The sequence below is a fragment of the Enterobacter sp. CRENT-193 genome (genome assembly GCF_002787395.1).
GTDB lineage: Bacteria > Pseudomonadota > Gammaproteobacteria > Enterobacterales > Enterobacteriaceae > Enterobacter > Enterobacter hormaechei_C.
The window spans coordinates 124,927-143,880 of the sequence record NZ_CP024812.1 but is presented as its reverse complement, the minus strand read 5'-3'; the positions used below and the strand labels follow the sequence as shown (position 1 = coordinate 143,880).

Genomic DNA, 18,954 nt, shown 5'->3' with positions numbered 1-18,954 from the left:
GGCGCCTGTCATGCAGGCGTCCACTTCAGAACTTAATTCACGTCAGTTATCCCACAGCAATCACGCGCTAATTTCAATAATTGCTGAGTCATTGTGGCGGCATCTGCTGCTAAATCTACGGTGGCAAAGTGGATTTTATGCCCCTGTACCTCAACGAATTCGTAGAGCATTACATCGACGGCTGGATGAAGTAATAATCCAGCTGAACGGAGAGATAATGGATCTGTTCGGTTCTCCTGAGTTCGCAGATAGGTATAAATCTGGTAGATATAACCGCTGCGCAAGCTCTTATCGCGATACCAGCCTTTAGTCAGAATGTTATTGAATTTGGTGTCGATGATGACGCGCTGTGCAGGTTGCTTGTGCTCAAGAATAATGTCCGAGTTCATGGTTGGGAAAATACTTTCGCTCCCTGCACTTTGAGACGTTAATCCCCATTTCAACTCTTTTCCGGCAGCGACTGTCCAGTCTTTTTTGGGAAGATGGAAGTGATAGAAACCCGCCATACTTTTCTCGAACAGCTTGCGCATCCAGTAAGGATCATTAGACGGCGTTGGCAACAGTTTTTGCCCCGCAGTTTGGGTTGGTAGCCATAATTCAAATGCCAGCTTCGCGGCATCGACCATGGCTTTATCCGCCGCATCGTGGCGGCCAAAACGTGTGATTGACGGCAGTTCACCTTTACTGGGCATACCCCCCTCAATACCACGACGACGCAAATTGATTGCCATTGCGCGACATTGCGCAGCCAGCGGGCCGTTGCTGAGCAGCGGAACAAGGTGCTCTAACGCAGAGCGAACATAGCGATTTCGTGGTGTGTCCAGCGTCATTTCCTGAAACTGGCAGGCTACCTGTGCCCGCTCAAGCAATTGTCGACTGGTTGTGCGCAGAACATCAATGCGTCCCCTTACCCTGTTAAGCGTGGCGCGGCGAGTTTGGTATCCCATACTTAAATGCCTTAACAGCCGCTGCTCCACTTCGTGAAGCAGGATCCTGGCCACCAGCGCCGGGATCTCCTCCGGATTGTTTTCAGCGGCAACCATGCTGCGCCCGTGGTGGCGAAACAGACTGGAGGCGTACAGCATCAATAGCCAGATATTCCGCAAAGGAATACGCGAAACAGCTGCCCGAGCCTGCGTATCGTCACGTTCAGCAAGATCGGTCATACGCTGAGAAGTTCCTTTCTGGAATCCTGGACTTTCTCCGGCGCATCAAACCAGTATTCGGCAAGTAAAGGGCAGATTTCGGTTTCGACAACCTGCTCGTACCAGGCCATCCCGTCGTCAATTTTCAACCCCGCAGGTGGGGTAACATAGCTATGCCCGATACAAAATTGAGGTCCCAGGGCCGCATCCCTGGACAATTTTTCATTTAACGCGGTTAATTTGGATTCGATAAGGGCTAATGTTTCCAGGCTCACATTAAACCGTTGGTTAACCCATTTTTTCCACGCGTCGTTAAACTCGGGCTTTAGATCAATAAACGCAAAGCGGCGCCGTAAGGCCAGGTCTAGCAGAGCAAGCGAGCGGTCAGCGATATTCATCGTCCCGATGATATACAGGTTTTCAGGAATGTAGGTTTTTTCATCCATATCAGATCGATATGAGAGCTCAAGCGCCTCGTTCGGCGTACGTTTATCCGCCTCCATCAGCGTCAGCGTTTCGCCAAAAATTTGCGCAGGATTGCCCCGGTTAATCTCCTCAATAATGACCACGTACTTAGTTGTCGGATCGTTTACTGCTTTGTCGATTGCATGGAGAAAAGGCCCGTCTACCAGTGCTAAACGTCCTTCATTGTTAGGACGCCAGCCTCGAATAAAGTCTTCGTAGGAGAGGGTAGGGTGGAACTGCACCGCGCTGATGCGCTTAGAGGTTTCCTCGCCCATCAGACAATACGCCAGACGGCGCGCAAGCCAGGTTTTACCGGTTCCCGGCGGGCCCTGAAGGATCAGGTTTTTTTTGGCCTGTAACCGCTGAAGGATGAATTGGATTTTTTCCTCTTCTAAAAAGCAGCCCTCATCGATCAAATTGCTTATCGTGTAAGGCTTGTGGGGGATTTCCGCGGGCACGTTCTCTTCAACCGTTTCCTCGGTGATGCTCTGCAATTCACCTTTATCGAAGTTGAGGTATTCATAATTGCCGGGGGTCTGAAACTCCAGTTCATCATCGTCACGTAGTTTTTGCAGATAATATGAAATGGATGATTCAATAGTATTGTTATTGGGATAATCCGCCTTAATCTCATCCAGATAGGCCTCTTTTAACTCCCTCAAAGAGAAAAAGGGGCTGTCTTTTCGTAGGCACAGCACCTTGATCTTATTGAGCAAATACGCTTTCCATGTCAGCCGCTCGACTTCATCATTTGACTGTTGCAAATCGATATTCCATGCCGCCAGAGAGAGTTCAGGGAAGGAGTGAACCGGATAGTTTGGCTGGGTAAAAGCCTTTTTGAGCGCCAGGGCTACGGTCTGATAGTTGTGTCCGCTACAGCGCCCTTTGGCACCTTTTTTAATGATTTTAATGTTCAGGACTTTCTGGATGTAGTACTGAGACTGGCTATCCAGCGTAGGGTAGAACCAGGGGCGTAGCCAGTACAATCCCATCGTCAGGTTCCAGCCCACATTGCGCACGTTAGATGCGGCGTCATAAGAAAAGAGGAAGTCAGCGGGATCGGCGTTTGGGGTGTCGGCGAAGGAGATTGCCTGAGAAAACATTTCCCACAGCGTATCGATGTCTTCAGGCTTACGTGATTTCTCATAGCCAAAGAACCATGATTTCTGATTGTTCAGTAGCGGAATACCGTCGAACGATTCAGGAACCTTTTCGCGTACGCCTATCAGTTTTGCCAGGCTGGCTGCGATATTTCTTCGGTTGGTAACGGTAAGCGAGCGATTAAACAAGCCCATAGTGGTGAAAGGACAAATGTCTTTCAAAGGATGGGGGACGCCATTAGCGGGCTTGTCCTGTAGGTGTGACATACTACCAATCTCAGCAGCAATGCGGTGAATACCCGCCACCAACTCCTCTCTTCGATTTCGCCAGGTCAGTAGCTGAGAGGCAAAAGCCTGATAAAAGTCTGCCCATTCGAATCTGACGTCTTGCTCAACTGCGTCCATATGCTCTCCAGTAAAATTACAGGCTTCAGTAACCTGGCGAATGAATTTTACGGGATTGTAAGCCTGAGTGAATAACTACCTAAAACAGTGATCTATAAGGGCATGCCGGATCAACATGCCCCTGGACGACATTACAGCACCTTCACAAACGCCAGCAGATCTTCGTTGAGCTGATCCTGGTGGGTCAGCGCGAAGCCGTGCGGCGCGTTGTCGTACACCTTCAGCGTGGCGTTTTTGATCATCTCTGCCGCCAGCTTGCCGGTCGTTTCAAACGGCACGATCTGGTCGTTGCTGCCGTGGATCACCAGCGTCGGCACGTCGATTTTCGCCATATCCGGACGGAAGTCGGTTTCGGCGAAGGCGGTCACGCAATCGATGGTGCCCTTCAGGGACGCCAACAGGGCGATGTTCAGCGTCTGGGTCAGCGCGCCGGCAGAGACGGTCTGCCCGGCATTGATACCGTAGAACGGGGTGGCGAAGTCGCTGATGAACTGGGCGCGATCTTTACGCAGCCCGTCGCGAATGCCGTCGAACACGCTCTGATCCACACCCTGCGGGAAGGTATCCGATTTGCCGAAGATCGGCGTCACCGCGCCCAGCAGCGCAAGACCGGCCACGCGCGCGCTGCCGTAGTTGTTGATGTAGCGCGTCACGTCGCCGCCGCCCATGGAGAAGCCCACCAGCGTCACCTCCTGAAGGTCCAGGGTGGTAATCAGGTCGTTGATGTCGGACGCAAAGGTGTCGTAGTCGTAGCCGTTCCACGGCTGATCCGAGCGGCCAAAGCCGCGACGGTCAAAGGCGATGGCGCGGAAGCCGCGCTCGGCCAGGTAGTTCAGCTGGCTGTCCCACATGTCGCCGTCCAGCGGCCAGCCGTGGCTGAAGAGAACCGGTTTGCCCGCGCCGCAGTCTTTGTAGTAAATCTGCGTGCCGTCTTTTGCCTTAAACGTTGCCATAGTGTGTTCCTGTGCAGGTGATGGTTGTGGTTATACCGGCGCGACCAGATAACGAATTGCCGGTGATGTTGTGCCCTGATGAAAAGCCAGAACGCGGCTCTGCAGCAGGAGGTCATTCATGGTGTGGCGCTCCTGCTGGCGCAGATGCTCAATCCACGAGCCCATCAGGAAGGTCTCGATAAACAGGCCGGGGCGCTCAATATCCTCGTACACCGCCCAGCTCATCGCCCCGGCGCGGCGGCGCACCCGGCGCAGCTCGTGTACCGCCTCCAGGAAGGCTTTTGCGTTGTGCGGGTCGATGATGTACTCGTGCGAGACCAGCACCGGGCCGCGCTCGTTCGGCAGGTCGATCTCCACGCCGTCCAGCGGCTGGCCGCTCAGGTCGAGGTTTAAATCAGGATCTTTCTCCAGCTTCCAGCGGAACGCCGTCGCGCTTGCAAGCACCATCCCCAGCGTGGCGACCACCAGCGAGGTCGGGGTGCCGAACTGAGAGGCAATCTGCCCCCAGATGGCGCTGCCTGCGGTCATCGAGCCGAAGAACACCGTCAGGTACACCGCCAGTGCGCGGGCCTTAACCCAGCGGGCGGCGCTGCGCTGCGCGCCGAGGTTGAGGGTCGAGAGCACCGCAATCCACGCGAAGCCGGTAAAAAACTCAAACAGGTTGAGCAGCCAGACGTGGCGCACAAACGCCAGCGCCAGCATGGTGAGGGCAAAGACCAGGCTCGCGGCTACCATCAGACGGTCGGCATTCAGCCGCTGGCGCAGGCGCGGCAGCAGGATGGCCCCGGCAATCGCCCCCAGGCCAATGCACGCCAGCATCACGCCGTAGCCTGCCGGGCCCAGGCCCAGCTCGCGGCGCGCCACCAGCGGCAGTAATGCCCAGCCCGCGCTGCCGAAAACGAAGAACGCCACGGTGCGCACCAGCACGTTGCGCAGCACCGGCGCGGCGTGCACGTAGCGAATGCCGGAGCGCACCGCGGAGAAGAAGTGCTCCGGCGGCAGGCGCTGCACGGACGGCGCCGGACGCCAGCGCCACAGCACCCACGCCACGCCGACCACGGAGAGCGCGTTCAGGGCAAACACCATCCACGGCCCGGCGAGCGAGAGCAGAAAACCGCCCAGCGCAGGGCCAATCGCCCGGCTGATGTTCACCCCGAGCGAGTTCAGCGCCACGGCGGCGCCCAGCTCCGGCTTGCTCACCAGATCGGGCACCACGGCCTGGAACGGCGGCGAGCTCATCGCCGCGCCCACGCTCAGCAGAAACGTCGCCACCAGCAGAACGGTAGGGGTGACGTGTCCGGTGAAGGAGAGCAGTGTCAGCCCGGCGGCGGCGATGAACACCCACAGCTGGGAGAAGAGCAGGTATTTACGTCGGTCAACGATGTCCGCCATCACCCCGGACGGCAGGGCGAAAAGGAACATCGGCAGGCTGCTCGCCGCCTGCACCAGCGCGATATCCAGCGGATCGGCGCTGAGCGTCAGCATGCTCCAGTTGATGCCGACGTCGCTCATCCATGAGCCGACGTTAGAGACCACCGTGGCGATCCACAGCATGCGGAACACCGGCTGGCTCAGCGGCTGCCAGGGTGAAACCGCCGGGGCGGGCGTCGTCTCGACGTGTGCGTCGCGAACGTCGTTTACCTGGGTCATGCGAACCTCTCCGTTGTTTTACGCTGCACTCGCCACTGGCCCGGCCCGGTGAGGGCAAGGGTGGTGAAGATAATCAGCAGCAGCCAGCCAAACTGCCCTTCGGCAATCGACCAGTTCGGATGAACCGCCAGCATCGCCACCAGCAGCACGGCGATAATCGGCAGGCACGCCAGGCGGGTGTAAACCCCCGCAATGATAAACAGCGGGCAGATCACCTCGGCGACGATCGCCGGGATCAGACTGGCATACGGCCCGAAACCAAACGGATCTTCGATGCGCGTCAGCTCTTCGCTGAAGTGCAGCACCTTCGGCAGGCCGTGCACGTAAAGCAGCAGCAGGCTGCCGGTCAGGCGCAGAAAGAACAGCCCCGGATCGATCCGGGGCGAAGCGTCATTTTGTTTCATCAGAATGCAAAGCAGCTGCAACCCAGCGCCCCCCAGAAAGCGTTATCGTCGGATACCGGCATCGCTGACGTGCGGGCGAAGTCATGCTGGTGGCTGTGAACCCCGCACGGGCCGCTACAGTGGTGAGCCACACTCATACCCACGCGTGCGGCCTGCGGCGGCGCGCTGCGGTAGTGGCCCGGCACCTTGACCACCGGGGACCACTCGGGCAGGACCGGAATGGCCGGCGGCGCGAGCGGGCCAAAGCTGCCCGCGGCGTAGACGATATCGCCGTTGACCACCGTCAGGACGGATTCGATGCCCTTGATCTCCTCTTCCGGCACGCGGAAGTAGTCTTTGCTCAGCACCGCCAGGTCGGCGAGCTGGCCGACCTTGATCTGCCCCTTCTGGTTTTGTTCGCTGGAGAACCACGCGCTGCCCTGGGTCCAGAGCATCAGGGCGGTATCGCGATCCAGACGGGCGCTGTGATCGTACATCTGCATCCCGCCGACGGTACGACCGGAGACCAGCCAGTAGAGCGCGGTCCACGGGTTGTAGCTCGCCACGCGGGTGGCGTCCGTCCCTAAGCCCACCGGCACGCCGGTCTCGAGCATTTTTGCCACCGGCGGCGTGTGGCGGGTGGCTTCGATGCCGTAGCGCTCGGCAAAGTATTCGCCCTGGAAGGCCATGCGGTGCTGGACGGCAATGCCGCCGCCCAGCGCTTTGATGCGGTCGATGTTGGCCTGGGTGACGGTTTCCGCATGGTCGAAGAACCAGTGCAGGCCGTTGAACGGAATGTCGCGGTTCACCTTCTCGAAGACGTCCAGCATGCGGCTGATGGATTCGTTATAGGTGGCGTGCAGGCGGAACGGCCAGCGGTGCTCCACCAGGTGGCGCACCACGCGCTTTAGCTCGTCCTCCATGCCCGGCGCGAGGTCCGGGCGCGGCTCGAGGAAGTCTTCAAAATCGGCGGCGGAGAAGACCAGCATCTCGCCCGCGCCGTTGTGGCGGAAGAAGTCGCTGCCCTGGCCCGGCGTGAGCATGTCGGTCCATTTTTCAAAATCTTCCAGCTCGTGGCCCGGACGCTGGGTAAACAGGTTGTAGGCGATGCGGATGGTCATCTGCTTTTTCTCGTGCAGCTCGGCAATCACCTCGTAGTCTTCCGGGTAGTTCTGGAAGCCGCCGCCCGCGTCGATGGCGCTGGTCAGCCCCAGACGGTTCAGCTCACGCATGAACTGGCGGGTGGAGTTCACCTGCTGCTCCAGCGGCAGCTTCGGCCCTTTGGCCAGCGTGGCGTAGAGGATCATGGCGTTCGGACGGGCAATCAGCATCCCGGTCGGGTTGCCGTTGGCGTCGCGCTGGATCTCGCCGCCCGGCGGGTTTGGCGTCTCTTTGGTGTAGCCGACCACCTTCAGCGCGGCGCGGTTGAGCAGAGCGCGGTCGTACAGGTGCAGAATGAAGACCGGGGTGTCCGGCGCGGCGTCGTTAATCTCGTCCAGCGTCGGCATGCGGCGCTCGGCAAACTGGAACTCGCTCCAGCCGCCCACCACGCGCACCCACTGGGGCGACGGCGTGCGCAGGGCCTGCTCTTTCAGCATCCGCAGGGCGTCGGCGAGCGACGGCACGCCTTCCCAGCGCAGCTCGAGGTTGTAGTTCAGCCCGCCGCGGATCAGGTGCAGGTGCGAGTCGTTCAGGCCGGGGATGGCGGTGTGGCCTTTTAAGTCGACCACCTTAGTGCCGTCGCCGTGGTGTTGCATCACCTCGGCGACGGTACCCACTTCCAGAAATTTTCCGTCGCGCACGGCAACGGCTTCTGCGAGAGGATTCTCGCGATCGACGGTGTGAAACTGGCCGTTAACCAGAATGAGATCGGCTTTACCGAGGGTAACCATAAGAGCTCCAGACTAAGAGGGGAATGGTCAGGATTATGGGAACCGGTTTCGGCAAAGATCCAGTTATACAATAGGATAGGTATACCAAAGTATAACTATACCTAAGGTTAACTATACGAAGAGATAATTACACCACAGCGCTGTGGGTCATAGGATGAACGCGATTTTATCGGCGTGCTGTTCGCGGCGATTTTAACCTTTAACCTCACTGGATAATCTTATGACCACTTCTAAGCTCGAAGTCTTAACCCCTGCCAACTGTCAGATCATTTTCATCGACCACCAGCCACAGATGGCGTTTGGCGTGCAGTCTATTGACCGCCAGGTGCTGAAAAACAACACCGTGGCGCTGGCGAAAGCGGCTAAGGTGTTCAACATCCCAACCATCATCACCACCGTTGAGACTGAAAGCTTCTCCGGCAATACCTATCCGGAACTGCTGGACGTGTTCCCGGGCCAGGACATTCTGGAGCGTACCTCCATGAACTCCTGGGACGACCAGAAAGTGCGTGACGCGCTGAAGGCCAACGGCAAGAAGAAAGTGGTTGTCGCCGGTCTGTGGACCGAAGTGTGCAACAACAGCTTTGCCCTGTGCGCGATGCTGGAAGGCGACTACGAAATTTATATGGTGGCGGACGCCTCCGGCGGCACCTCCAAAGAAGCCCACGACTTCGCGATGCAGCGCATGATCCAGGCGGGCGTGATCCCGGTGACCTGGCAGCAGGTGATGCTGGAGTGGCAGCGTGACTGGGCGCGCAAAGAGACCTACACCGCGGTGATGGATATCGTGCGCGAGCACTCCGGCGCCTACGGCATGGGCGTGGATTACGCCTACACCATGGTGCACAAAGCGCCGTCTCGCCAGAAGAGCGAGCACCGCACCTTAGCGCCGGTTCCGGCTCGCTAAGTCCCGTCGGCGGGCTGGTCCCTCATCCGGCTCGCCGCTGCCTCTTTCTCTGGAGTTCACAATGAGTACTGGGCTGATATCCCTTGCGGCAGGCGTGTTGATTGGCCTGATGTATGCCGTGCTGAAGGTGCGCTCCCCCGCGCCGCCCGCGCTGGCGCTGATTGGCCTGCTGGGGATGCTGGCGGGTGAACAGGCGATGCGTCATCTTTTATCCCGCGATAATCCGGCTGCCGTGCAGGTGACGGTTCCCCACGTTCAACACCCGACCGGAGCGTCATCATGAAGGCCTGGATTATTTCGCTGGTGTGCGGGGTCGCGGCTGGGGTACTTTACGCCCTGCTCGACGTACATTCCCCGGCGCCGCCGGTCGTCGCGCTGCTTGGCCTGTTCGGCATGCTGGTGGGTGAACAGCTGATCCCCATCGGACGGCGTCTGGTGAGCCGCGAACCGCTGACCCTGGCCTGGTTTCGTCATGAATGCGTACCGAAGATCAGTGGTACCGCGCCCCCAGCGCCCGCGAAGGAAAGCCGCGACGCGTAACGATTTGTTTGAGGAAAGACAGCATGACGCTGCCGTGGCGCATTGCCATCATCGATGACGAACGCTCTGTTCGCAGCGGGCTCAGTAACCTGCTGCAATCGGAAGGGTATGCTACCGATACCTTCGATTCGGCAGAGGTGTTCTTGAGCCACCCTCTCGCCCTGTCCGGCGCGTCGCTGGTGATCGCCGACATCAAGCTGCGCGGCATGAACGGCATCGAGCTGTTTGAGAAGCTGCGGTTGCTGGCCATGCCGCCACCGCCAATACTCTTTATCTCCGGCCATGCTGATGAAAATATGCAGCGGTATGCACTCAGTCTGGGCGCCGCTGCATTTTTGCGTAAGCCGATTAACATCGATATTCTGCTGGATCATATTCAGCGGGAGCTGACCCGCCGACAATAAGGATCGCGGATGAACGAACATACGTCGCCTGCATTTTGGCCCGCCCGGGGTAGTCTCCATGAAGGGCGGGCTTTTGTTCTGAAAGAGGATGTCATTTTTACCGTGCTGGCGCAGGAGGGCGGCATCTCCTGGATGAACGGGCGGCATCCCCAGTCCGGCGGTTCGTTTATTATTGCCACCGCGGTCAGCGATGAAGAAGAGGAGCGGGCAACGCGGCTGCTGAAAAACGAGTTTGCCCTGCGCGATCGCCTTCATGACGGCTGGGCTATCCGGCCCGTCGCTACAACCCAGTACCGCGGACGTTTTGCGCTGGTCTACGCGCCGTTCTGCTTTGAACTGCTGGCGTGCCGGGCAGGTAAGGCGATTTCCGGGATCGCCCGCTTTATCGAGATGGCGATCCGCATCAGCGGTCCCCTGCGCCAGATGCATCAGCACAACCTGATCCACGGCGATATCAAACCCGGGTCGATCTTCGTTCATCACGACGCCACCTGCCGTCTGTGCAGCTTCGGTCTTTCCTGCGGCACCTCCGACGCCTTCTCCCAGTCCCGGCTTGCCGCGTCTGGCGGCACGCCCGCCTACATGTCACCGGAACACACCACGCGTACCCGGCGCGCCGTTGACAGCCGGAGCGATCTCTACAGTCTGGGGATCGTGCTTTATGAACTTCTGACCGGGCGATTGCCGTTTGAACTGAGCGCTGATGACCAGACCAACTGGGCGCATTATCACATTGCCTCTGAACCGCTTGCGCCGGGTCGGGTGCGCCCGGACGTACCCGGCATGTTGTCGACCATTATCCTTAAGCTGCTGGAGAAGAATCCGGAGAATCGCTATCAGACCGTCGACGGGCTGATTGCCGACCTCAGGCGCTGCCAGGCGACGCTGACCGTTGAAGGCGAAATTGTCGACTTTATTCCCGGCCAGCAGGATCGCTCTCCGGCGATCCATCTGGCCGATTCACTTTTCTCTGCGCATCCGCAGGCCAGCGACGTCATCGCCGCGTTTGAGCGGGTCAGCCAGAGCGGTGCGCCGGAACTGGTGACGATTGGGGGACCTTCGGGGATCGGCAAATCTTCCGTGATCGCCACCACGCTGAAATCGCTGCAACAGCGCAAGGTGCTGCTGGCGGTGGGCAAGGTCGATCAATATTCTCCCACGCTGCCCTACGGCGTGCTGAGTTCGGCGTTTCGGACGCTCACGCTGCACCTGCTCGGGCTGCCAGCCGGGGAGGTGGCGACGTGGAAAATCCGTCTGTCGCGCGCGCTGGAAGGCTTCGAGGAGCTGGCCGTCAGCCTGGTGCCGGAGCTGAATTTACTCCTTGAGAACAAACCGCGTTTCTCCGCGGATACCTTTTCCATCGACGCGCGGGCGCGCTTCAGCCATATGGTGCTGGCGCTGGTGAAAACCTTCGCCACCCAGGGCGCGCCGCTGGTGCTGCTGCTGGATGATGTACAGTGGATCGACGCCGCCAGCCTGCAAACGCTCGATCACCTGCTGCGCGCCTGCGGCGCCATCCCGCTGCTGGTGGTGGTGGCGCACCGCGATCTCAGTTCGCTTTCTGATCCCACCTTGCAGACCGCGCTGGCGAGCCTGCCGGAGGCGGCGCAATACGCCACGACGATTGTGCCGCAGCCGCTGTCGGTGAAGGCCGTGGCGCGCTGGCTCGGGGGAATTTTTCATGCCCGCAGTAGCGGCACCGCCGATCTTGCCACGCTGATCCATGAAAAAACCGGCGGCAACCCGCTGTTCGTGCAGGAGTTTTTCCGTCGCATCGTCGATGACGGACTGGTGGTGCACAACAAATATCAGGGGAAATGGCATTACGATCTCCAGGCCATCCGCGCCCGGCACTACACCGAAAACGTGGTGACGCTGGTACTTGAACAGCTCAAGGAGATGCCCGACGAGACGCGCCGCCTGCTGGGCAGCATCGCCTGCCTCGGCTGCACGGGCGAGCTGGAGATGCTGTGCCGCGTGGTGGGGCGGTCGGCGGCGGAAATCCGCTACGCGCTTCACCCGGCGGTTACTGCTCAGCTGATTGTGCTGACGGAGAAAGAGTACGTTTTTACTCACGATCGGGTGCAGGAAGCCGCCTTTGCCCTGCTGGATGAGGGCGAGAAAAGCCATCTGCACCTGACCACCGCCAGCCTGCTGGCGGATGCCGCACGGCAGACGGCGGGCAACGAACTGCTGTTCCGCGCGGTTCACCACGTCAGCGCCGCGCTGGACTGCATCCAGCCTGCACCCCAGCGGCAGCGATTCCGGGAGCTTAGCCTTCAGGCCGCGCGGCGTGCGAAGCGTACCGGCGATTACCTTTCCGCCTTAAGCTATATCCAGACCGCCAGAGCGCTGGGGAATGCGGGCCCGGTCTCGGACTTTATGCTGGATATCGAAGAGGCGGGCTGTGAGTTTGCGCTCGGGCACCTGGAGCGTACGCGTGCGCTGTGCGATGCGATCCTCGGTTCACCGGGCGGGCTGACGGAGAAAGCGCTGGCCGCCAACCTGCTGGCGGAAGTGTATATGCGCCAGTCGGAGATCCGCCTGGCGCTGGAGGCGTCGTTATGTTGGCTGGGCGTGTTCGGGATCCAGATCAGCCGCTACCCGGAAAATGCCGAATGTGACGAGGCCTGGCAGCAGTTCTGTCAACGCACCGCCGACGCGCCGCTGAACCCGTTTTCTCAGCTTAAGCTGATGGAGAACGCAGAGACCGAAGCGGTGATGAACCTGCTTTACAGCGCCAGTATTTTCGCCAGCTTTACCTGCCCGCGCCTGCACTTTTTACTCCTGTGCCGGATGATGCACCTCACGCTCGATCACGGCATCACCGGCGCCTCCACCACGGCGATGGCCTGGTTTGGCGTGCTGATTGGTCACCGCTACGCCGAATACCGTCTCGGATTTGAGTACGGCACGCTGGCTCGTGAGCTGGTGAACCGCCACGGCTATGATGCCTATGAAGCCAAAACTCTGTTGCCGCTCGACCAGCTCAGCGTCTGGACCCAGCCGCTGTCGTACACTATCGAGTGCGCAAAGGCCTGCTTTACCTCGGCGGTGACCCACGGCGACATGACGATGGCCTGTTTCGCGGCCTGTCATCAGATCATTAACTTCCTCTCCCGGGGCGATCATCTGGATGGCGTGCTGACCAGCATCGATCGCGGTCTGGCCTTTGTGCGCAAAACGGATTACCAGGACATTGAAACCGTTCTGCACATTCAGCGCCGCTACGTGGAGTTTTTACGCACTCCGGTGACGGGCCCATGGAGCGCCGCCCAGGCGCTGCCTGACGATCTGCTGCCCGCGCCGCCGGAGCAGGCGCCCGAGCAGACCTCGACCATGCTGTTCTGGTACTGGCTCTATCGCGGGATGGCGCACTTTTCCTGCGGCGAATACGCCGACGCGCAGGCGGATTTAGAGAGGGCGGGCTGGTATGCGTGGTCCGCGCCGGGTCATATTCATCTGCTGGATTACCATTTTTACAGCGCGCTGGCGCTCTCCCGCCAGCTCACGCCGGAGACCTTCTCGGCGGATTATCGCCGCAGTATTCATCACCATTACGACAAAATTGCCCTCTGGGCGCGGATCAATTCGGGCACGTTTGCCGATAAAGAAGCGCTGATTTACGCCGAAATCGTCCGTCTGGACGGTATGAACAGCATCGCGCTGGAGCAGTATGAAAAAGCGGTGCGGCTCTCGCGGGAGGGCGGCTTTAACCCGATCAATGCCCTGGCGCACGAGCTGGCAGGGCGTTTCTCGCTGGCCTGCGGCTACCCTACCGCCTCCGACGCCCATTTCCGCGGCGCGATTGCTGCCTGGGGGCGCGCCGGGGCGCAGGCCAAGGTGCGCCAGCTGGAGCAGGATTTCCCGCATCTGCTGGCCTCCGGGCAGAGCCGCGCGTATGACACGGCGGCCTTCGCCCAGAACGAGGTGATCCGCGATTTACAGAGCGTCATCAAAGCCTCACGCGCCTTGTCCGAAGAAATTAACCTCGAGCGTTTAATTGAAAACCTGATGACGCTGCTGCTTGAACGGGCCGGGGCGCAGCGTGGCCTGCTGCTGCGCGTTAGCGATAATCACATCCCGGAGATCGAGGCCAGTGCCTGGACCAGTACCGACGGGGTGCGGGTGCGCATCCTGAAGGCGTCACCGATGGCGACGGACATGCCGCTGTCGGTGCTGGCCGCAGTGATCCGCACCGGGCAGGAGATCCGCACCGGCAAACCGGAGGAGTTCCACCCGTTCAGCCAGGATCCGTATCTGGTGACGTCCGGCGCCGCCGTGATGTGTGTCCCGATGTTCAAACAGGCGCGGCTGGTGGGGGTGCTGTATCTGGAAAACCGCCTGATGCCGGAAGTGTTTACCGCCGAACATTCGCGCGTGGTCAGCCTGCTGGGCGCGCAGGCGGCGGTTTCGCTGGAGACGGCGCGGCTTTACGCCGAGCTGCTGGCGGAAAACATCCAGCGCCGACGGGTGGAGAAAGAGCTGCGCGCCAGCCAGACCTCACTGATGCTGGGCGAGCAGATCAGCCATACCGGCAGTTGGCGCTGGGAGCTGGTGCAGGATCTGATGTTTATGTCTGAAGAGTACGCCCGTATCCTTGGCCTGCCGGAGCAGCAAAAGATGATCTCAATGGCGGAGTTTTTAACCTTCGTGCATGAGGACGATTATGGCCGGATCAGCACCCTCGTTAACCAGAGCGTGCGCGACGGGCTGTCGATGCGCGCGGAGTTTCGCATTATCCGCACCGACGGCTCCGTTCGCTACATCCTCGGGATTGGCGATCCGGTCGGCGTCGGCAGCGAAGTGAATGAGTATTACGGCATCATTACCGACATCACCAGCCAGCGGGCGGCGGAAGATGCGATGCGGGTGGCGCAGGCGGATCTGGCGCGAGTCTCACGGGCCACCACCGTCGGGCAACTGACCTCCTCGATCGCGCACGAGATCAACCAGCCGCTGATGTCGATTGTCTCGAACGCCGGCGCGAGCCTGCGCTGGCTCAACCGCGATCCGGCGCGGCTGGACAAAGTGCGCGAGGGGCTGGAGGAGATCGCCGCCGAGGGCGAGCGGGCAGGGGAGATCATTCGCAGCATTCAGTCTCTGACGCGCAAGCAGGACCCCACGTTTACGCGTATTGATCTGCACTTCCTGATCCACCACATCATTATGCTTTCACGCAGCGAACTTGAGCTGCGACACATAAGCGTTGATTATCTTCTGAACGCTGACGACAGCTTTATCATCGGCGACAGCGTGCAGATCCAGCAGGTGCTGCTTAACCTGGTGATGAATGCGATGGAAGCGATGGCGGAAGTGACGGATCGCCCGTGCAGCATCACGATCTCCACCGCGAACTGCGGCGAGGGGAAGGTGATCTTTGAGATCGCCGATACCGGCAGCGGCATTGAGCCGGAGCTCACCGAGCGGATCTTTGACTCGTTCTATTCGACCAAAGCGCAGGGAATGGGGATGGGGCTGACCATCAGCGCCAGCATCATTGAACGGCACCGGGGGAAACTGAGCGCGCGCCGCAGAGAGCCGTACGGCACGGTATTTACCTTCGCGTTGCCGCTTGCCGGACAGGAGGAGTAACGGTTATTCCACTGGTTGATGTTTGGTCAGGCGCTCGACGGCCCTGACCAGTTCGGCCACGGAGCGGACCTGCATTTTCTCCATTACCCGGCGGCGGTGCACTTTCACCGTGATCTCACTGACGCCCAGCTCGGCGGCGATCTGCTTGTTGAGCTTGCCGCTGATGGCCAGCTCAAGCACCTCATGCTCGCGCGGCGTGAGGGACATGTGGCGCTGCTTCAGGGCGTAGTGCTCTTTGACGCGGGCGGCGTTGTGCTGTGCCAGTCTGAGCGCGGATTCGATGGAGCCGATGAGCGCGCTGGATTCAACGGGCTTAGTGAGAAATTCGTAGGCTCCGCCTTTGATCGCCCGGACGGACATAGGGATGGTGCCGTGACCGGTGAGAAAGATGATCGGTATTTCCCGCCCGCTGGCTTTCAGCGCATCTGCGACATCAAATCCGGTTATCGTGGGCATCTGCATATCGAGGATCACGCAGGAGGGCAGATCCTCAAAGGGATGGCTGAGAAAGGCTTCTGCTGAGGAAAAGCCAAGGGCGTGCATATCCGCGGATTCCAGCAGCCTGACAACGGACTGTCTGACTGTGTCATCGTCATCAACCACATAAACAATGTGTTCCATTCACCGCCCCGGTGTGTGATCAGTAAATCATCGACAATAAAATAGCGCCTTTTTGAACGTAAGCGACTGTTTGCTATCCTCATTCATACTAACACATTAATTATTATTATCATTTACCAATATGAAGATGATATGAAAGTGTAATAAAAATGTGGCGAATTAGTTAGGAGTGGAGCGCTGTTTTTAGAGACCTTTCCGGGGGCGGAGCCAGCGCACGACACGCGATGTTTTGTGTGAGGACGCCGACGGGTAAAACAGGCTACACTCTGATTTTGAGCGCGACAAGCTGAGGACATAACGATGCACTACACACTGAAAAGCAGTGACGATAAAGAAAAAGCGGAAGGAACAAACGGCGCGGGCGCTCTACAGCAAAAACTGCTGGAATCCCGTTCGATTGTCATCTCCGGTGAAATCAACCAGGAGCTGGCCCAGAAAGTCATCACTCAGATGATCCTGCTGCAAAGCGTCAGTAACGATCCGATCAAGCTGTACATCAACAGCCAGGGTGGCCATGTAGAAGCGGGCGATACCATCCACGACTTCATTAAGTTTATCCGTCCGGAAGTACACGTTATTGGCACCGGCTGGGTGGCAAGCGCCGGGATCACCATCTTCCTGGCGGCGAAAAAAGAGCACCGCTACTCGCTGCCAAATACCCGCTTTATGATCCACCAGCCGCTGGGCGGCGTGCGCGGTCAGGCAACGGATATTGAGATCGAAGCGCGGGAGATCATCCGCATGCTGGAACGCGTGAACAAGCTGATTGCCGACGCCACCGGCCAGCCGCTGGAGAAAGTGAAGAAAGACACCGACCGTAACTTCTGGATGTCACCGGCGGAAGCGCTGGACTACGGCATCGTGGGCAAACTGATCACCCATTATGACGAGCTGAACCTGGATTAAGTTTTAGCCTGCGTGTGCGTCGGGTGACGGCTTCGCCTTACCCGACCTACACGCGCTCGATTGACCCATGACAAGTTCCCCCTCTGCTTTCTTACCTATAATCGCGCCTGTTTACCCTCTCACTGGTGCTAACCATGGCGTATCAACTGAACCTGAACTGGCCGGAATTTCTTGAAAAATACTGGCAAAAACAACCCGTTGTACTTAAAAATGCCTTCCCGAATTTTGTCGACCCCATTACCCCTGATGAACTGGCGGGTCTGGCGATGGAGCCGGAAGTCGATAGCCGCCTGGTAAGCCACGCTAACGGCAAGTGGCAGGCGAGCAATGGCCCGTTTGAGCATTTCGATAACCTCGGTGAAACCGGCTGGTCCCTGCTGGCGCAGGCGGTGAACCACTGGCATATGCCCGCCGCAGAGCTGGTGCGTCCGTTCCGCGTCCTGCCGGACTGGCGTCTCGATGACCTGATGATCTCCTTTTCTGTCCCGGGCGGCGGCGTTGGGCCGCATATCGATCAGTACGATGTGTTTATCATCCAGGGGATGGGCAGCCGCCGCTGGCGCGTGGGTGACAAGCTGCCGATGCGTCAGTTCTGCCCGCATCCGGCTCTGCTACATGTCGATCCTTTTGAGCCGATCATCGACGAAGATCTGGCGCCGGGCGATATCCTCTACATTCCGCCTGGATTCCCGCATGACGGCTTCACCCATGAAACCGCGCTCAACTACTCTGTCGGTTTTCGCGGGCCGAACGGTCGCGATCTGATCAGCAGCTTTGCCGACTATGCGCTGGAGAACGATCTGGGCGGCGAACACTACAGCGATCCGGATCTGACCTGCCGCGAACACCCGGGCCGCGTGGAGCAGTACGAGCTTGATCGCATTCGCGAGATGATGATCGACATGATTAGCAAGCCGGATGATTTCACGAAATGGTTTGGCAGCTTCGTCTCCACGCCACGTCACGAGCTGGATATTGCCGCCGCCGAGCCGCCGTATTCCGCAGAAGAGGTGCTGGACGCGCTTCAGGGCGGCGAAACGCTGTCGCGCCTGAGCGGCCTGCGCGTGCTGAACGTTAACGGCAGCTTCTTTATCAACAGTGAACAGCTGGAAACGGCGGATGTGAACGGGGCAGACGCGCTGTGCCGCTACACCGAGCTCGGCCAGGCCGAGCTGGGCGAGGCGCTGAATAATCCGGCGTTTGTGGACGAACTCACCGGGCTGATTAACCAGGGGTACTGGTACTTCGACGAGTAACAGCAGGCGGCGTTTAGTCAGCCTAAACGCCGCTACGTTCAAACCAGCATATTACACGCCTTCCAGTAGTTCAAAAGCCGCTCGTCGTCGCGCTCTTTCTCCGCTTTGATTTTCATCGCCTGGGCGAGATTCTCTCGCGATAACTCATGGCCTTTTTGCACGATGTCTAAAACCGCTTCACCAAGAGCCAGCGAAATTTCTGTCCGATTGTTGCGAATCGTCATAAATACCTCCTCGTTGGTTGCGATAAGTTAATTATGAACGGGAAATAATCAGTCGGTAATAATTCATCTCATTCTTATTTTTTCATTTCGGAGTTAAGTAGAATGAATATTCGGTTCTGTCAATGATGTTTCAAAATGCTAATAGGGCGTTTAAGCCTTAATTTATGCGCTACAGTTAATTTCGTGCAACAGGCAAATAACCGAAACAGGAGAATAATTATGGTAGATAAAAGCGCAATTAAGGATCACACTCAGGTTGTCGCCAGCTGCGGAACGCACGTCGGGGTTGTGGACCATCTTGATGGTGAGCGTATCAAGCTTGCGAAGAGCGATCCGGAATCGGGCGGCAAGCACCATTTTATTCCTCTCGGCTGGGTTGATAAAGTCGAAGATAATAAAGTTGTCCTGACCAAAAACCATAAAGAGGTTTTTGCTGAGTGGCAGGAAGCATAAATATATCTCTCGCAAGGAAATATATGCCTTCGCTCCGGCTTCGTCCGGAGCGTAA

The 18,954-nt window shown here is 58.6% G+C and carries 16 protein-coding genes; 8 read left to right on the top strand and 8 right to left on the bottom strand.

Annotated features, from left to right (window positions below; translation table 11 throughout):
- Positions 1-32: 32 nt before the first annotated feature.
- The 6 genes from mcrC to CU081_RS00700 form a co-directional block, all read right to left on the bottom strand.
- Entirely contained in the window at positions 33-1,166 is a 1,134-nt protein-coding gene (gene mcrC, locus CU081_RS00725) for a 5-methylcytosine-specific restriction endonuclease system specificity protein McrC (RefSeq protein ID WP_003863041.1), read from the bottom strand.
- The gene (locus tag CU081_RS00720) at positions 1,163-3,115 is read right to left on the bottom strand and encodes an AAA family ATPase (RefSeq protein WP_022650329.1); all 1,953 of its coding nucleotides are present in this window, start codon (positions 3,113-3,115) and stop codon (positions 1,163-1,165) included. Before CU081_RS00720 ends, mcrC begins: the two co-directional genes overlap by 4 nt.
- Positions 3,116-3,246: 131 nt before the next feature.
- On the bottom strand, positions 3,247-4,068 hold the full coding sequence (locus tag CU081_RS00715; protein ID WP_022650330.1) for an alpha/beta fold hydrolase: 822 nt from the start codon (positions 4,066-4,068) through the stop codon (positions 3,247-3,249).
- Positions 4,069-4,098: 30 nt separating this feature from the next.
- Entirely contained in the window at positions 4,099-5,718 is a 1,620-nt protein-coding gene (locus tag CU081_RS00710; RefSeq protein WP_022650331.1) for an MFS transporter, read from the bottom strand.
- Positions 5,715-6,122 (bottom strand): DoxX family protein, encoded by a 408-nt coding sequence (locus tag CU081_RS00705; protein ID WP_017383877.1) that lies wholly within the window; start codon positions 6,120-6,122, stop codon positions 5,715-5,717. Before CU081_RS00705 ends, CU081_RS00710 begins: the two co-directional genes overlap by 4 nt.
- Positions 6,122-7,993: an amidohydrolase gene (locus CU081_RS00700; RefSeq protein WP_022650332.1), complete on the bottom strand. Its 1,872-nt coding sequence runs from the start codon at positions 7,991-7,993 to the stop codon at positions 6,122-6,124. Before CU081_RS00700 ends, CU081_RS00705 begins: the two co-directional genes overlap by 1 nt.
- Before the next feature lie 220 nt (positions 7,994-8,213).
- On the opposite strand from CU081_RS00700, the gene CU081_RS00695 reads away from it, so the two are divergent.
- From CU081_RS00695 to CU081_RS00675, 5 genes are all read left to right on the top strand, one after another.
- Complete coding sequence (locus CU081_RS00695; protein WP_003863053.1) at positions 8,214-8,900, top strand: hydrolase; 687 nt, start codon at positions 8,214-8,216, stop codon at positions 8,898-8,900.
- 61 nt (positions 8,901-8,961) lie between these two features.
- On the top strand, positions 8,962-9,183 hold the full coding sequence (locus CU081_RS00690) for a DUF1427 family protein (protein ID WP_003863054.1): 222 nt from the start codon (positions 8,962-8,964) through the stop codon (positions 9,181-9,183).
- The gene (locus CU081_RS00685) at positions 9,180-9,440 is read left to right on the top strand and encodes a XapX domain-containing protein (protein WP_003863056.1); all 261 of its coding nucleotides are present in this window, start codon (positions 9,180-9,182) and stop codon (positions 9,438-9,440) included. Before CU081_RS00690 ends, CU081_RS00685 begins: the two co-directional genes overlap by 4 nt.
- A 23-nt stretch (positions 9,441-9,463) precedes the next feature.
- Positions 9,464-9,844: a response regulator transcription factor gene (locus tag CU081_RS00680; protein WP_003863058.1), complete on the top strand. Its 381-nt coding sequence runs from the start codon at positions 9,464-9,466 to the stop codon at positions 9,842-9,844.
- 9 nt (positions 9,845-9,853) lie between these two features.
- Complete coding sequence (locus CU081_RS00675) at positions 9,854-15,439, top strand: trifunctional serine/threonine-protein kinase/ATP-binding protein/sensor histidine kinase (RefSeq protein WP_003863059.1); 5,586 nt, start codon at positions 9,854-9,856, stop codon at positions 15,437-15,439.
- A 3-nt stretch (positions 15,440-15,442) separates the two neighbouring features.
- On the opposite strand, the gene CU081_RS00670 is transcribed toward CU081_RS00675, so the two are convergent.
- Entirely contained in the window at positions 15,443-16,060 is a 618-nt protein-coding gene (locus CU081_RS00670; RefSeq protein WP_003863061.1) for a response regulator transcription factor, read from the bottom strand.
- Positions 16,061-16,360: 300 nt separating this feature from the next.
- Here CU081_RS00670 and CU081_RS00665 point away from each other — a divergent pair, with 300 nt between their 5' ends.
- A complete protein-coding gene (locus CU081_RS00665) occupies positions 16,361-16,966 on the top strand; it encodes an ATP-dependent Clp protease proteolytic subunit (protein ID WP_003863062.1) in 606 nt (201 codons plus the stop codon).
- Between the two features lie 134 nt (positions 16,967-17,100).
- Positions 17,101-18,222, top strand: coding sequence for a ribosomal protein uL16 3-hydroxylase (locus tag CU081_RS00660; RefSeq protein ID WP_022650334.1), 1,122 nt, complete (start codon positions 17,101-17,103; stop codon positions 18,220-18,222).
- A gap of 38 nt (positions 18,223-18,260) precedes the next feature.
- Here CU081_RS00660 and CU081_RS00655 read toward each other — a convergent pair whose 3' ends face one another.
- Positions 18,261-18,446, bottom strand: coding sequence for a hypothetical protein (locus CU081_RS00655; RefSeq protein ID WP_003863066.1), 186 nt, complete (start codon positions 18,444-18,446; stop codon positions 18,261-18,263).
- 219 nt (positions 18,447-18,665) lie between these two features.
- On the opposite strand from CU081_RS00655, the gene CU081_RS00650 reads away from it, so the two are divergent.
- Complete coding sequence (locus CU081_RS00650; RefSeq protein ID WP_003863067.1) at positions 18,666-18,899, top strand: DUF2171 domain-containing protein; 234 nt, start codon at positions 18,666-18,668, stop codon at positions 18,897-18,899.
- The last annotated feature ends 55 nt before the right edge of the window (positions 18,900-18,954 follow it).

Bases quoted from the DNA above. Each gene is read 5' to 3' on its own strand.
- mcrC (WP_003863041.1), bottom strand. From the start codon at position 1,166: ATGACCGATCTTGCTGAACGTGACGATACGCAGGCTCGGGCAGCTGTT.
- CU081_RS00720 (WP_022650329.1), bottom strand. From the start codon at position 3,115: ATGGACGCAGTTGAGCAAGACGTCAGATTCGAATGGGCAGACTTTTAT.
- CU081_RS00715 (WP_022650330.1), bottom strand. From the start codon at position 4,068: ATGGCAACGTTTAAGGCAAAAGACGGCACGCAGATTTACTACAAAGAC.
- CU081_RS00710 (WP_022650331.1), bottom strand. From the start codon at position 5,718: ATGACCCAGGTAAACGACGTTCGCGACGCACACGTCGAGACGACGCCC.
- CU081_RS00705 (WP_017383877.1), bottom strand. From the start codon at position 6,122: ATGAAACAAAATGACGCTTCGCCCCGGATCGATCCGGGGCTGTTCTTT.
- CU081_RS00700 (WP_022650332.1), bottom strand. From the start codon at position 7,993: ATGGTTACCCTCGGTAAAGCCGATCTCATTCTGGTTAACGGCCAGTTT.
- CU081_RS00695 (WP_003863053.1), top strand. From the start codon at position 8,214: ATGACCACTTCTAAGCTCGAAGTCTTAACCCCTGCCAACTGTCAGATC.
- CU081_RS00690 (WP_003863054.1), top strand. From the start codon at position 8,962: ATGAGTACTGGGCTGATATCCCTTGCGGCAGGCGTGTTGATTGGCCTG.
- CU081_RS00685 (WP_003863056.1), top strand. From the start codon at position 9,180: ATGAAGGCCTGGATTATTTCGCTGGTGTGCGGGGTCGCGGCTGGGGTA.
- CU081_RS00680 (WP_003863058.1), top strand. From the start codon at position 9,464: ATGACGCTGCCGTGGCGCATTGCCATCATCGATGACGAACGCTCTGTT.
- CU081_RS00675 (WP_003863059.1), top strand. From the start codon at position 9,854: ATGAACGAACATACGTCGCCTGCATTTTGGCCCGCCCGGGGTAGTCTC.
- CU081_RS00670 (WP_003863061.1), bottom strand. From the start codon at position 16,060: ATGGAACACATTGTTTATGTGGTTGATGACGATGACACAGTCAGACAG.
- CU081_RS00665 (WP_003863062.1), top strand. From the start codon at position 16,361: ATGCACTACACACTGAAAAGCAGTGACGATAAAGAAAAAGCGGAAGGA.
- CU081_RS00660 (WP_022650334.1), top strand. From the start codon at position 17,101: ATGGCGTATCAACTGAACCTGAACTGGCCGGAATTTCTTGAAAAATAC.
- CU081_RS00655 (WP_003863066.1), bottom strand. From the start codon at position 18,446: ATGACGATTCGCAACAATCGGACAGAAATTTCGCTGGCTCTTGGTGAA.
- CU081_RS00650 (WP_003863067.1), top strand. From the start codon at position 18,666: ATGGTAGATAAAAGCGCAATTAAGGATCACACTCAGGTTGTCGCCAGC.